10 protein-coding genes are annotated in these 12,979 nt (G+C 63.9%); 6 read left to right on the top strand and 4 right to left on the bottom strand.

The genetic code is table 11. The features are described from left to right. Positions 1-35: 35 nt before the first annotated feature. From QMA10_RS00470 to QMA10_RS00450, 5 genes are all read left to right on the top strand, one after another. Positions 36-1,043: a sugar ABC transporter permease gene (locus QMA10_RS00470; RefSeq protein ID WP_290165066.1), complete on the top strand. Its 1,008-nt coding sequence runs from the start codon at positions 36-38 to the stop codon at positions 1,041-1,043. Next, positions 1,040-1,948 carry a carbohydrate ABC transporter permease gene (locus QMA10_RS00465; RefSeq protein ID WP_290165064.1) on the top strand — a complete coding sequence of 303 codons (909 nt, stop codon included), beginning with the start codon at positions 1,040-1,042 and terminating at the stop codon, positions 1,946-1,948. The genes QMA10_RS00470 and QMA10_RS00465 overlap by 4 nt, the downstream gene beginning before the upstream one ends. Beyond that, positions 1,948-3,396: a GH1 family beta-glucosidase gene (locus QMA10_RS00460; protein WP_290165063.1), complete on the top strand. Its 1,449-nt coding sequence runs from the start codon at positions 1,948-1,950 to the stop codon at positions 3,394-3,396. Before QMA10_RS00465 ends, QMA10_RS00460 begins: the two co-directional genes overlap by 1 nt. Before the next feature lie 114 nt (positions 3,397-3,510). Then, the gene (locus QMA10_RS00455) at positions 3,511-4,485 is read left to right on the top strand and encodes a LacI family DNA-binding transcriptional regulator (RefSeq protein ID WP_290165301.1); all 975 of its coding nucleotides are present in this window, start codon (positions 3,511-3,513) and stop codon (positions 4,483-4,485) included. A 59-nt stretch (positions 4,486-4,544) separates the two neighbouring features. Next, positions 4,545-5,633: a Gfo/Idh/MocA family oxidoreductase gene (locus tag QMA10_RS00450; protein ID WP_290165299.1), complete on the top strand. Its 1,089-nt coding sequence runs from the start codon at positions 4,545-4,547 to the stop codon at positions 5,631-5,633. 120 nt (positions 5,634-5,753) lie between these two features. Here QMA10_RS00450 and rpsA read toward each other — a convergent pair whose 3' ends face one another. The 3 genes from rpsA to polA all read right to left on the bottom strand — a co-directional run bounded on the left by rpsA (position 5,754) and on the right by polA (position 11,439). Further along, positions 5,754-7,226, bottom strand: coding sequence for a 30S ribosomal protein S1 (gene rpsA / locus QMA10_RS00445; protein WP_104054165.1), 1,473 nt, complete (start codon positions 7,224-7,226; stop codon positions 5,754-5,756). A gap of 220 nt (positions 7,227-7,446) precedes the next feature. After that, complete coding sequence (locus QMA10_RS00440) at positions 7,447-8,772, bottom strand: GNAT family N-acetyltransferase (protein ID WP_290165060.1); 1,326 nt, start codon at positions 8,770-8,772, stop codon at positions 7,447-7,449. A 33-nt stretch (positions 8,773-8,805) separates the two neighbouring features. After that, entirely contained in the window at positions 8,806-11,439 is a 2,634-nt protein-coding gene (gene polA / locus QMA10_RS00435) for a DNA polymerase I (protein WP_290165297.1), read from the bottom strand. A gap of 190 nt (positions 11,440-11,629) precedes the next feature. Here polA and QMA10_RS00430 point away from each other — a divergent pair, with 190 nt between their 5' ends. Continuing rightward, complete coding sequence (locus QMA10_RS00430) at positions 11,630-12,118, top strand: hotdog fold thioesterase (RefSeq protein ID WP_290165058.1); 489 nt, start codon at positions 11,630-11,632, stop codon at positions 12,116-12,118. A gap of 112 nt (positions 12,119-12,230) precedes the next feature. Here the strand turns inward: QMA10_RS00430 and QMA10_RS00425 are convergent, their stop codons facing one another. Further along, complete coding sequence (locus tag QMA10_RS00425) at positions 12,231-12,833, bottom strand: dihydrofolate reductase family protein (protein WP_290165056.1); 603 nt, start codon at positions 12,831-12,833, stop codon at positions 12,231-12,233. Positions 12,834-12,979 lie beyond the last annotated feature (146 nt).

The following is a 12,979-nucleotide window of genomic DNA, read 5'->3' as shown; positions in this document are numbered from 1 at the left end:
TTCCGGAGGTCCCCAGACGGACTGCGAGAATCGCCATGACCGTAACTCTCAAACGCCCCGCGCCCGCGGCGCCGCCCACCGGAGCCGTGTCCCCGTTCAGGCACCGCCTCAGCGCCTGGGACCAGAAATTCTCCCCCTACCTGTACATCTCCCCCTTCTTCCTGCTCTTTGCACTGGTGGGCCTCTTCCCGCTGCTCTACACGTTCTGGGTGTCGCTGCATGACTGGCACCTGCTCAAGGGCCAGGGCGAGTTTGTTGGGCTGGCAAACTTCACCAACGTCCTCCAGGACAGGTTCTTCTGGAACTCGCTGGGAAACACCATGAGCATCTTCCTGCTTTCCGCTATCCCGCAGCTCATCGGCGCCCTGTTCATTGCCGCGGTGCTTGATCAGAACCTGCGGGCCAAGACGTTCTGGCGCATGAGCGTCCTCCTCCCCTACGTTGTCACTCCCGTGGCCGTAGCAGTGATTTTCACCAACATGTTCGGCGAGGACCCGGGCCTGATCAACAATCTGCTGGGCAACTTCGGCATTGAGCCGATTAAGTGGCGGACCGATACCCTGCCGAGCCACATAGCTATCGCCACCATGGTCAACTGGCGGTGGACCGGTTATAACGCACTGATTCTCCTGGCAGCCATGCAGGCTGTTCCCCGCGATATCTATGAGTCGGCCGCACTCGACGGAGCCGGTGCCTTCAGGCGGTTCTTCAGCATTACGCTGCCGAGCATCCGGCCCACCATGATCTTTGTCATCATCACCTCAACCATTGGCGGCCTGCAGATCTTCGCGGAACCGCGGCTCTTCGATCCGACCGATCCGGGCGGCCCGCAGCGCAACTTCCAAACCACCGTGCTCTATCTCTGGGAGATGGGCTTCCAGCGGAACAACTTCGGCAAAGCCTCTGCCATTGCCTGGCTGCTCTTCCTGATCATCGTGATCATCGGACTCATCAACTTCTCCCTCTCCAGGAAGATTGCGTCCGCTGATACCAAGAAGCCCGGCAACCGGGCACAGCGCCGCGCCGAAGGGAAACGCAAATGAGCCTCCTCGAAAAGGGCACAGCCCGGAAAGACTCCCCGGTATCCGGCAGACCTGCCCGGCGTCCGCTCCGCCAGCGCATTTTCGGCAATGGACTGAAGCCCGGCTATCTGACCTACGGGTTGCTCCTGGCGTTCTTCCTGGGTTCCTCCTATCCGTTGTGGTGGTCTGTCGTCGTCGGCAGCCGAACCAATGAAGCACTCGGGCTGGACTGGCCCCCGCTGCTGCCCGGAGGCAACTTCTGGAACAACGTCTCGGAGGTCTTTGACACCATCCCGTTTTGGACAGCCCTCTGGAACAGCATCCTCATCTCCACGATCATCACCGTGTCGGTGGTGACGTTCTCCACCCTGGCGGGATACGCCTTCGCCAAACTGCGGTTCCGCGGCAACACCGTTCTTATGGTGGCGGTGGTGGCCACTATGGCCATTCCCACCCAGCTGGGCATTATTCCGCTGTTCATGGTGATGCGCACGCTCGGCTGGACCGGCGAAATCGGTGCGGTGATTATTCCCAGCCTCGTCACGGCCTTCGGTGTGTTCTTCATGCGCCAGTATCTGGTGGATGTGATCCCTGACGAACTGATCGAATCAGCACGCATGGACGGCGCCAACATGATCAGGACCTTCTGGCATGTCGCCCTGCCGGCAGCCAAGCCGGCCATGGCCATCCTCAGCCTGTTCACCTTCATGATGGCCTGGACCGATTTCCTCTGGCCGCTGCTGGTTCTCACCGCCGGCAATCCCACACTCCAAACCGCACTAAGCCAGCTCTCATCAGCCCGCTACGTGGACTATTCGGTGGTGCTGACCGGCGCGGTCCTGGCGACCATACCCCTGCTGGTCCTTTTTGCGGCCGCGGGCAAACAACTTATTTCCGGAATCATGCAAGGAGCAGTGAAGGGCTAATGACCACCACAACACCCCCGGGGAACAACTGGCCGGACGGCTTCATCTGGGGATCAGCCACAGCTGCAGCCCAGGTTGAAGGTGCTGCCCGGACGGACGGCAAGGAAGACTCCATTTGGGATGCCTTCGCCGGTGCGCCGGGAAATATCCTGAACGCAGACACCCCCGAGACTGCCGTTGACCACTACCACCGCATGCCGGCAGACGTTGCCCTCATGAAGGACCTTGGACTCGACTCCTACCGGTTCTCCACCAGCTGGGCCCGGGTACGCCCCGGCGGACGAAGCACCAATGCCCTCGGTCTGGACTTCTACTCCCGCCTGGTGGATGAGCTTCTCGAAGCGGGCATCCTCCCCTGGCTCACCCTCTACCACTGGGACCTGCCGCAGGAACTGGAGGAGGCAGGCGGCTGGGCCAACCGCGATACGGCCCACCGCTTCCTGGAATACGCGGATGACGTCTACTCGGCCCTGGGCGACCGGGTGCAGCACTGGACCACCTTCAATGAGCCGTTCTGTTCGTCGCTGCTGGGCTACGGCTCCGGCGTGCATGCACCCGGAAGGCAGGAACCCCGGGCAGCCGTCGCTGCGGTTCACCACCAGCATCTTGCCCACGGACTCGCCGTCACGCATCTGCGCGACCGCGGCGCGCAGCAGCTGGGCATCACCCTCAACCTGAGCAATGCCATCCCCAGGGATGCCTCCGATCCCGTCGACCTTGAGGCCGCCCGGCTCTTCGACTCCCTGCAAAACCGTATTTTCCTGGACCCGATCCTCCGCGGAGCCTACCCGGAGGACTCCCTGCGGGACCTTGAACGGTTCGGCCTGCATGACGTGATTCTTCCGGGCGATATGGAGACCATCGGTGCTCCGATCGACTTCCTGGGCGTCAACCACTACCACGATGACCTGATCAGCGGCCATCCGGACAGCACGGGAGGCGACGGCCACTCCGGCGGCTCCGGCCGCCAGCCGGCATCCCCGTGGATCGGTGCCGAACACATCACCTTCCCAAGCCGCGGGCTGCCCCGCACCGCAATGGACTGGGAGGTCAACCCGGACGGACTGCGCAAGCTGCTGGTCCGCCTGGGTGAGGAGTTTCCTTCCCTTCCGCCGCTGTACGTTACCGAAAACGGCGCTGCCTATGACGACGAGGTTCTCGCAGACGGCAGCATTCCGGATACGGAACGCACCCGGTACATCCTGGACCACATTGCCGCAGTCGGACGGGCCATTGAGGCAGGAGCGGATGTCCGGGGCTACTTTGTCTGGTCCCTGCTGGATAACTTCGAGTGGTCCTGGGGCTACAGCAAGCGTTTCGGGATTGTGCGGGTGGACTATGACACCCTTGCCCGCACCGTCAAGGACAGCGGCCACGCCTACAGCCGGCTCATTGCGGCCTCGCGCTCCGGGGACCGCAGTACGCGGTCCGTGGCACCTGTAGTCTAAGCCGACCTAAGATGGACAAACCGCCGCGGACCATCCCCTGCAGAGGCAGAACATACCTGGAGAAGACTCTTGAGCACTGAATCCGGCCAGGCCACGCCTGCTCCCACCCTGGAAATGGTGGCGGCCCTGGCCGGTGTCTCCAGGGCCACGGTCTCCCGTGTGGTCAACGGAGCCCCGTCAGTTGACCCGCAGCTGGCCAGTTCCGTGGAAAAAGCAGTCCGCACGCTGAATTACGTACCCAACCGGGCGGCCAGGACCCTGGCCAGCCGCCGCACTTACACGGTCACTCTGCTTGTCCCGGAATCGACGTCGAAGGTTTTCGCCGATCCGTTTTTCGCAACCGTTGTGGAAGGTGTTGCCCGGTACCTCAACACCACCGAGTACATGCTGAACATGGTCACGTCCTCCGAAGCCAACCCCGAGAAGACCCGGCGCTATCTGATGGGCGGGAACGTGGACGGCGTCCTGGTGGTGTCCCACCACACCGGCGACCATTCCTGGGCACACCTGAACGGGTCACTTCCACTGGTGTTTGCGGGGCGGCCGCTGATCAACGCCAAAGACAGCTACTTCGTGGAGGTGGACAACGAGGAAGGGGCCGTTGCCGCCACTGCACGCCTGGTGGAAAGCGGGCGGCGCCACATCGCCACCATCGCCGGGCCCCAGGACATGCCTCCGGGCGTGGACCGGCTGGCAGGGTGGCGGACCACTGTGCTGGAAGCAGGCCTGGATGATGCACTGGTGGAGACCGGCGACTTCACCGTCACGTCCGGGGCCGCCGCCATGCGCCGCCTGCTGGGCCGCGGGAAACCGCTGGACGGAGTCTTTGCGGCCAATGACCAGATGGCAGCCGGTGCATACTCTGTGATCAAGGAACGCGGGCTTCGCATCCCGGAGGACATCGCCGTCGTAGGGTTTGATGACGATTACTATGCCACCAGCGTCAGCCCCGCCCTTACCACCATCCATCATCCAATCGCGGCACTCGGCGAGAAAATGGCCGAGCTCCTGGTGGAACTGATTGAAGGGCGGCCGGCTGAACGCATCCACCGTCTGCCCACATCCCTTGTTGTCCGAGAATCCGCCTAGGAGCCACTCCGTTGTCCTTTCCTGCCGGCCACCCCGTCACCGCCGCCCCTGTTACCGGCATCCGGCGCTTTGTCCGTCCTCCCGGCGCACAGCAGGGCGCGGCCTCTCCCCTGGCCTCCACCGGCCGGCCGCTGAACTGGGCGGTCGTGGCCACGGGCAGCATTGCCCGTACCGTTACCGCAGACCTCTCCCTTCTGGAGGACTCGGTCCTGCACGCAGTGAGTTCGCGCAGCCAGGCCCGGGCAGCCGAGTTCGCTGACCGTTTCGGGTTCGCCGCTTCCTACTTCGACGCCGACGGCGGGCCCTCGGGTTTTGAACAGATGTTCGCGGACCCGGCGGTCGACGTCGTCTACATTGCCACGCCGCACGCCCAGCATTTTGACGTGGCCAGAAGCGCCCTCCAACACGGCAAGCATGTCCTGTGCGAGAAGCCGCTCACGGTCAACGCCGCTGAAGCTGCCGAGCTGATCAGGATCGCACGCGACCGGAACCTGTTTCTCATGGAGGCGCTCTGGACCCGGTTCCTGCCCAGTGCCAACCGGGCCTGGGACATCCTGGCCTCCGGCGAGCTTGGCACACCGTCCTGGGTACAGGCAGACCTGGGTTTCCCTGCACCGGCTGATCCGGCCGCCAGGATCTGGGACCCCGCAGCCGGCGGCGGGGCCCTGCTTGATCTCTCGGTCTATACCCTCACCTGGGCCGTGGCAGCGTTGGGCTGGCCTGATGACATCAAGGCGTCAGGTCTCCTCAACGAGCACGGCGTGGACATCCAGAACGCCCTGACTCTGCATTACGACGACGGCCGCCACGCGCAGCTGACATCCTCACTCGCTGCCTCAGGGCCGGGGACCGCCACCATTGCGTGCAGCGCCGGGTGGCTCCGCACCGGCGGCGGAGACCTCTACAATCCCGGCGAGCTGCACGTGAGCGGACCCGCCGGCGTGCGGGTGGAAAGCTTTGACCGGGCGGGCACCGGCTATACCTATCAGCTGCGCGAGGTAACCCGCTGCATCCAGCAGGGCCTGACGGAATCCCCCGCCATGCCGCTGGAGGACACCCTGCGGACCTTGGAACTGCTCGACGGCGTCCGGGCCCAGCTGGGCCTGCGCTACGCCAACGACTCACACGCTGACGCTGCCACGGGATAACAAAACCCGTCACCCCTGCGGGTCAGCTGTTCACCGCGGACACAAAAAGCCGGCCCCCACCGAGGTGGGGGCCGGCTTTCTTATCAGGCTGTTTCAGCCGGTTGGTTCAACCGGAGAAAGTTAGTTGCCCGTGAGCTTCTCGCGCAGTGCGGCAAGTGCTTCGTCGGAAGCCAGCGTGCCGGCACCCGTCTCGGCAACAGCCGGCTCGGAGGAGTAGCTCGTGGTGCCGGATTCGGAAGTCTCCGAAGCAGCTGCGATGTCCTCGGAAGCGTGCTGTGCAACCTGCTTCTTGTGGGCTTCCCAACGGGCCTGGGCGTCAGCGTACTGCTGCTCCCAAGCTGCACGCTGGGTCTCGTAGCCTTCGAGCCATTCGTTGGACTCGGGGTCGAAGCCCTCCGGGTACTTGTAGTTGCCGGCTTCGTCGTACTCTGCGGCCATGCCGTACAGAGCCGGATCGAATTCGGTGCCTTCGGGGTCTACGCCCTCGTTGGCCTGCTTCAGCGAGAGGCTGATGCGGCGGCGCTCGAGATCGATGTCGATGACCTTGACGAACAGCTCGTCTCCAACGGAAACAACCTGCTCGGCCAGCTCTACGTGGCGGACTGCCAGCTCGGAGATGTGGACGAGGCCTTCGATGCCGTCTTCGACGCGAACGAACGCACCGAACGGAACCAGCTTGGTGACCTTACCCGGCACAACCTGGCCCAGGGCGTGGGTGCGGGCGAAGGTCTGCCACGGATCTTCCTGCGTAGCCTTCAGCGACAGGGAGACACGCTCGCGGTCGAGGTCAACTTCCAGAACCTCAACGGTGACTTCCTGTCCAACTTCAACGACCTCGGAGGGGTGGTCGATGTGCTTCCAGGACAGCTCGGAAACGTGGACGAGACCGTCTACGCCGCCAAGGTCCACGAATGCACCGAAGTTGACGATGGAGGAAACAACGCCCGGACGAACCTGGCCCTTTTCCAGCTTGTTGAGGAACGTGGAGCGAACCTCGGACTGCGTCTGCTCAAGCCAGGCACGGCGGGACAGAACAACGTTGTTGCGGTTCTTGTCCAGTTCGATGATCTTGGCTTCGATCTGCTGGCCGATGTACGGAGCCAGGTCGCGGACACGACGCATCTCGACGAGGGAGGCCGGCAGGAAGCCGCGCAGGCCGATGTCCAGGATGAGACCACCCTTGACAACCTCGATGACGGTACCGGTAACGACGCCGTCTTCTTCCTTGACCTTCTCGATGTCGCCCCAGGCGCGCTCGTACTGTGCGCGCTTCTTGGAGAGAATCAGGCGGCCTTCTTTGTCTTCCTTGGTGAGGACCAAAGCTTCGACCTGATCGCCGACAGAGACAACGTCTCCGGGATCAACGTCGTGCTTGATGGAGAGCTCACGGGAAGGGATGACACCCTCGGTCTTGTAACCGATGTCGAGCAGGACCTCGTCGCGGTCAACCTTGACGACGGTACCTTCGACGAGATCGCCGTCGTTGAAGTACTTGATCGTTGCGTCAATGGCGGCGAGGAAGTCCTCGGCAGTACCGATGTCGTTGATGGCGACCTGCGGGGTACCGGACTTCTCGGTGGTGGTGATGGTCATGTAGTTGGGACTCCGATGTGGAAGTTGTTTTGTATTCCGGATGCGCTCCCACCGAACTCAGAGCAGCCGTTCAGGCCTGCCTTAAGACAGTGCTTGTTTGTCCGGAGATGGACAGAATTGGTAACTTACTGCGCAATTACGCGCCAGATCAGTCTAGCCGCAGCCTGCAACTCAGGTCAAAGCACCGGGACTACTTTGTCGGAAGTAGTCCGATGCCGGATCAGAAATGCGTGCTGCAGTAAGGTGCCGGGCCGGCGGTAAAGAGTGCATCAAGGACTTCCAACGCCGCCCGGCTGCCGCGTATTCCGCCCGCCGCCGCCAGCGTGGGCGCGCTGACACCGCCCAAATACAGGGATCCCAGGGCCGTAACGTCAATCTCGGCCTCCGCTCCCGCCGGAGCGGATCCGGCCTCAACCGGACTGGCTTCCGCATTTGAGCCGTCAACTTCCAGCCGCCACACGCCGCCGGCCAGTCCCAACGGATCCCGAACGCTGAGGACAATAGTGCCGGACCCCGGGTAATGCCGCGCTTCAAGCGCCGCCTTCGTGTCCAGGATGCGCAGCCACAGGACGTCATCCACTGACGTAACAGAGTAGCGGCGGCGGTCCGCCAGCATCCACGGCAGCGGATCAGCAACAGGTGCCGCATCGAAGGTCACCCGGTCCACCAGGTCCATGGAGCCGAGATAGCGCCAGAGTTCACGGTAGGCATCGTCGTTTGCCGCCACCAGGTCAGTGACCTTTACTGTGTGCGGCTCGGTCCGCCAGCCCAGGGACTTGTAGGCGGCGTAGCCGTCGGGGACGCCGTCGGCGTCGTAATGAAGAACACCGCGCAAAGCCTTGTCCGGCTCGAAACTCTCCTCGCTCCAGTCGCCGGAAGCACGCATCCAGTACCCGTACTGCCGGCCCAGCGCACCGTCGGTCCGATGCAGGTGGGCGCGGTAGATGTCCGGGGCCAGGAACTTCAGCTTTGCGCTGTCAGCCACGGCGATGCTTCCCGTGGCGCCGGCAGTGAAGTCCAGGCCGCCGCGGGTGTCCAGCCTGATCTCCGCCGTTGAGGTGGCGGCCCCGAATCCGAAGCGGCCGTAGATTGTCGCTTCAGAGGCCGTGAGCCCCGCCAACGCGAGCCCGGCTTCCCTGGCCCGCTGCAGGTCACTGGTGATCATGGTCCGGAGGATTCCGCGTCGGCGGTGCGTCGGCCGCACCGTCACCGCTGTGACGAGGTGCGCCGGCAGGAGGCGCCCGCCGCCTACGTTCAGCGAATTGACCATGGTGGCGTAGGTAGCCACCGGAACGGCCGGGTCCCAGGCGGATTCCGGGGCTGTGTCGTCATACACGGCGGTCAGGATGCGGCCGTCCCGCTGATAGGCGTCCACCACGGCGGGGAGGTGCTTGGCGTCGCCCCGCTGTTCATGGAACCCCAAGTCGACCGCTTCCAACCAGTTGGCGGTCCGCGAGTCGTCATTCCCCGGCGCGAAGGACTCCGTCCGCAGACCGCCTTCCACATCGCCGCTCAGCCCATTGCCCAGTGCCGCATCCTGCTTCATTGTTCCCCCGCTTGAGTTCGAGTGTGGTGCTCCTTAGTGGCCTGCCTCGTGCCAGCTGACGCCGATGCCAACAGAGACGTCCAGCGGAACGGACAGATCCGCTGCCGAGCCCATTTGCTCCCGGACCAGCTTTTCCACAGCGTCCCGTTCCCCGGCGGCCACTTCGAGCACCAGTTCATCATGGACCTGCAGCAGCATGCGGGACTTCAGGCCCTGTGCCTTCAATTCCCTGTCCACACCGAGCATGGCCTTCTTGATGATGTCCGCAGCGGAGCCCTGGATGGGTGCGTTCAGTGCGGCGCGTTCTGCCATTTCACGCAGCTGCCGGTTGTCGCTGGAGAGGTCCGGCAGGTAGCGCCGGCGGCCTTCAATGGTGGAGGTGAAGCCGTCCTTGCGTGCCTGCTCGACGACGCCGCGGAGGTAGTCGCGCACGGCACCGAAACGGCTGAAGTAGTCCCGCATCAGGGTGCGGGCTTCGTCCACGGGAATGGCGAGCTGCTTGGACAGCCCGAAGGAGCTCAGCCCGTAGACCAGGCCGTAGGACATGGCCTTGACCTTGGAGCGCATGGCGCTGGTGACTTCCTCCGGCGGGACGCCGAAGATGTGCGAGCCGACAAAGCGGTGCAGGTCCTCGCCGTCGCGGAAGGCCTGGATCAGGCCTTCGTCGCCGGACAGGTGCGCCATGATCCGCATTTCCACCTGGGAGTAGTCGGCGGTGAGGAGGGTTTCGTAGCCCTCGCCCACGGTGAAGACTTCCCGAATCCGGCGGCCTTCTTCGGACCGGATGGGAATGTTCTGCAGGTTCGGATTGGTGGAAGACAGGCGTCCGGTGGCTGCCGCAGTCTGAACGTACGTGGTGTGCACGCGCCCGTCATCGGACACCGCCTTCCGCAGCCCCTCGACGGTCTGGCGCAGTTTGGTGGCGTCACGGTAGGCCATCAGGTTGGCGAGGAACGGATGGCCGCCGGTCTTGATGATCAGGTCTGAGAGGGCGTCCGCGTCGGTGGAGTAGCCGGTCTTGATCTTCTTGGTCTTGGGCAGTCCCAGCTCGTCGAAGAGCACCACCTGCAGCTGCTTGGGCGAACCAAGGTTGATTTCCTTGCCGATGATGCTGAAGGCTTCACTGCTGGCCTGCGCAATGGTGGAGCTGAAATCGTCCAGCAGCCGGTCCAGCTTTTCGGTGGACACTGCAATGCCTGCCAGTTCCATTTCGGCCAGCACCTCGGACAGCGGCAGTTCGAGTCCGCCCAGGAGCTGATTGGCGCCGCGGTCCACGAGCTGCCCGGCGAAGTGCTCGCTCAGCTGCAGTGCCGCGAAGGCCTGCGTGACGGCCGGCGTCGCGTGGTCTTCTTCTTCAAGCTGCAGCTGGAGCTGGTTGGTGCCGGGAGCGGCCGGCGTCAGCGACATCCGCAGGTGGTGCTGGCTCAGGTCGGCCAGGTCATAGCTGCGGCGGTCGGGCTGGATGAGGTACCCGGAGATGGCGGTGTCATCCACCTCTCCGGCCAGGTGCAGCCCCCGCGCGGCCAGTGCCTTATAGCTTTCCTTGAAATCGTGGACCACCTTGGGTGCATCCAAATCCTCAAGCCAGGCGGCCAGGACCTGTTCAGTGTCCGCATCGATTTCCGTGAGCGGGATATAGGCGGCAGCATTGGCGGTAACCAAAGCCAGCCCGACGACGTCGCGCCCTGCCGCCGCGCCCTCGGTGACCAGCTGCACGGCGGTTTTGGCCTGGTTGGTGGAATCGATCCACGCCTTCAGCGCGGGAGCATCCGTGATGACCGCGTGTTCCGGAGGCAGCAGTTCGTTCCCGGCGGAAGAAGTTTCCTCTTCGCCGTAGACATCGAAGAGGCGCTTGCGGAGCGCGTTGAACTGCAGGGCGTCAAAGAGTTCTTCGACAGCTTCGCGGTCGGGGCGCTGTGCCGCCATGGCATCCAGGTCCACCGGCAGGTCAAGGTCCCGCAGCAGGCGGTTCAGGCGGCGGTTGCGCTTGACGTCCTCGATGTTCGCCCGGAGGGAATCCCCCACCTTGCCCTTGATATTGTCCAGGTTCTCGAGGATTCCCTCGAGCCCGCCGTACTGTTTGATCCACTTTGCAGCGGTCTTGGGGCCAACGCCCGGAACGCCGGGAAGGTTATCGGCGGACTCCCCCACCAGGGCGGCGAGGTCCGAATATTTATCCGGCGGAACCAGGTACTTTGCCTCGACCGCGGCGGCGTCCATGCGCGGCAGATCGGAGACGCCCTTCTTGGGATAGAACACGGTGACGCGGTCATCCACGAGCTGGAAGGCGTCGCGGTCTCCGGAGACCACCATGACGTCCCAGTTTCGGGCCGAGGCCTTTTCCGCCAGCGTGGCCAGGATGTCGTCCGCCTCGTAGCCGTCCATGGAAAGGGTGGGGATGCGCATGGCTTCCATGACCTTGATGATCAGGTCCACCTGGCCGTGGAACTCCTCAGGAGTCTTATTGCGGCCGCCCTTGTATTCCGTGTATTCCTCGGAGCGGAAGGTGGGGGTGTCAAGGTCGAACGCCACCGCCACGTGGGTGGGCTTCTCCTCCTTGATGAGGTTGATGAGCATGGAGGTGAATCCGTACACCGCGTTGGTGTGCTGACCGGTGTCGGTGGAGAAGTTTTCCGCCGGCAGGGCGTAGAAGGCCCGGAAGGCCATTGAGTGGCCGTCGATCACCAACAGCCTGCTGTGTCCGCCGGCGGAAACGGTTCCGAGCGTTTCCGGGACGGCCGTGCCCTCGGAGACGGGGGCCTGTTCCGGGACGGTTTCAGCAGGGGTTTCAGCAGCGGTTTCGGCTTGGATATCGGCCAGTTTGGTAGATTCACTCACAGGTGTAAGCCTAGTTGGCATGAGCGACATTTTCACGCCGGGCACCGGCGCACCGGCCGAGCAAGCCAACCAGTACACCGATCAGTTGAACGAGGCGGGAGTTCCGCCTGAAATGCACAGCTGGCTCAGTGCCAACGGTGTCGGGCCGCTGGTCGTGAAGATGGGTATCAAGTTTTCGGAAATGAGTGCCGAGCGGCTGGTGGCCACCATGCCCGTGGCCGGCAACGAGCAGGTGGCCGGGATTCTGCACGGCGGCGCCCATCTGGTGCTGGCTGAGACTCTGGGTTCTTTCGGCGCAGCGCTGCACGCCGGCCCCGGGCGGCAGGCCCTCGGCATCGAAATAGGTGCCACCCATCACCGTGCCATCGCTTCCGGCACCGTTACGGGGACGGCAACTGCCGTTCATCTGGGCGGCACCCTGGTGACGCATGAAGTGGTCATGACCGACGAAGAGGGCCGCCGCCTCAGCACGGCCCGCATCACGAACATGATCCGGGACGCCCGCTGAGATTCCCGCCGGCCCCGCACAATCCCTGCACGTTGTTGGCGGCGGCTGTGCCGCTCATAGGCCGGGGCGGGATGTGGTCGAGATGCCTGACTGGGGCACATTCTCCGGCTCATCAGCGCATCTGCCGCCGCAGGCCGTACCGCCGCTGCAGCACGGCACTGTCCAAGAAACGCCCCTGCACACCGGCAGGATCAACAGCTTCCACCACGTGCGGCAACCGGAGACCGCCGCCCTGGGAGACCGGCAGGACGGTGACCACCAATTCATCCACCAGCCCGGAATCCAGAAACTGGCCTGCGAGGTTTCCTCCCCCGGTCAGCATCACATCCCCCTTGCCGGCATCATGCAGGATGTCCGGATGGAATTCAGCCACATCTCCGCGCACAAAAGTAATGTCCGCCCCTGAAATCCCCGGAAACTCGTGATGGGTGAAGACCCAGACGGGAATGTCTCCCAACGGCCAGGACCCGGGAGCTCCCGCAAAAGAGCGGTAGGTTTCCGCCCCCATCGCCACGGCACCGGCCGAGGCAAGGAACTCTGAGACGAGCGCCTCCGCAGACTCCTGCGAATCCGCAGACCTCCCTGAATCCGCAAACGCCGGGCCATCCATAATCCCCGGGGCACCTGCAAACGCACGGATCCATTCCCGCGGCCCCCGCCCCTGCGCGACGTACCCGTCCTGCGACGCTGCAACATAGTAAATAGTTCCGGCCATGCGGCCCATGCTAGCCGCGCGGCGCCGCAGGCACAGGCCCCGGCGCAGGCCTCCGTCCCTTGCACCGCTGAATCCGCCCCTGCACCGCCGGATCCCGCAAAATCCCGCTGAGGAATACCTCACCCTCCCCGCCGGTTGGCAATTAC

Origin of the sequence: Arthrobacter sp. APC 3897 (assembly GCF_030407495.1) — a bacterium.
In the GTDB taxonomy this organism is placed as follows: domain Bacteria; phylum Actinomycetota; class Actinomycetes; order Actinomycetales; family Micrococcaceae; genus Arthrobacter_B.
Note: the sequence above shows the minus strand (reverse complement) of the source record. Positions and strands in the feature narration are given on the sequence as shown.

Coding starts and splice junctions, on each gene's coding strand:
- QMA10_RS00470 (WP_290165066.1), top strand. CDS start 36: ATGACCGTAACTCTCAAACGCCCCGCGCCCGCGGCGCCGCCCACCGGA.
- QMA10_RS00465 (WP_290165064.1), top strand. CDS start 1,040: ATGAGCCTCCTCGAAAAGGGCACAGCCCGGAAAGACTCCCCGGTATCC.
- QMA10_RS00460 (WP_290165063.1), top strand. CDS start 1,948: ATGACCACCACAACACCCCCGGGGAACAACTGGCCGGACGGCTTCATC.
- QMA10_RS00455 (WP_290165301.1), top strand. CDS start 3,511: ATGGTGGCGGCCCTGGCCGGTGTCTCCAGGGCCACGGTCTCCCGTGTG.
- rpsA (WP_104054165.1), bottom strand. CDS start 7,226: ATGACCATCACCACCACCGAGAAGTCCGGTACCCCGCAGGTCGCCATC.
- QMA10_RS00440 (WP_290165060.1), bottom strand. CDS start 8,772: ATGAAGCAGGATGCGGCACTGGGCAATGGGCTGAGCGGCGATGTGGAA.
- polA (WP_290165297.1), bottom strand. CDS start 11,439: ATGGCCTTCCGGGCCTTCTACGCCCTGCCGGCGGAAAACTTCTCCACC.
- QMA10_RS00430 (WP_290165058.1), top strand. CDS start 11,630: ATGAGCGACATTTTCACGCCGGGCACCGGCGCACCGGCCGAGCAAGCC.
- QMA10_RS00425 (WP_290165056.1), bottom strand. CDS start 12,833: ATGGCCGGAACTATTTACTATGTTGCAGCGTCGCAGGACGGGTACGTC.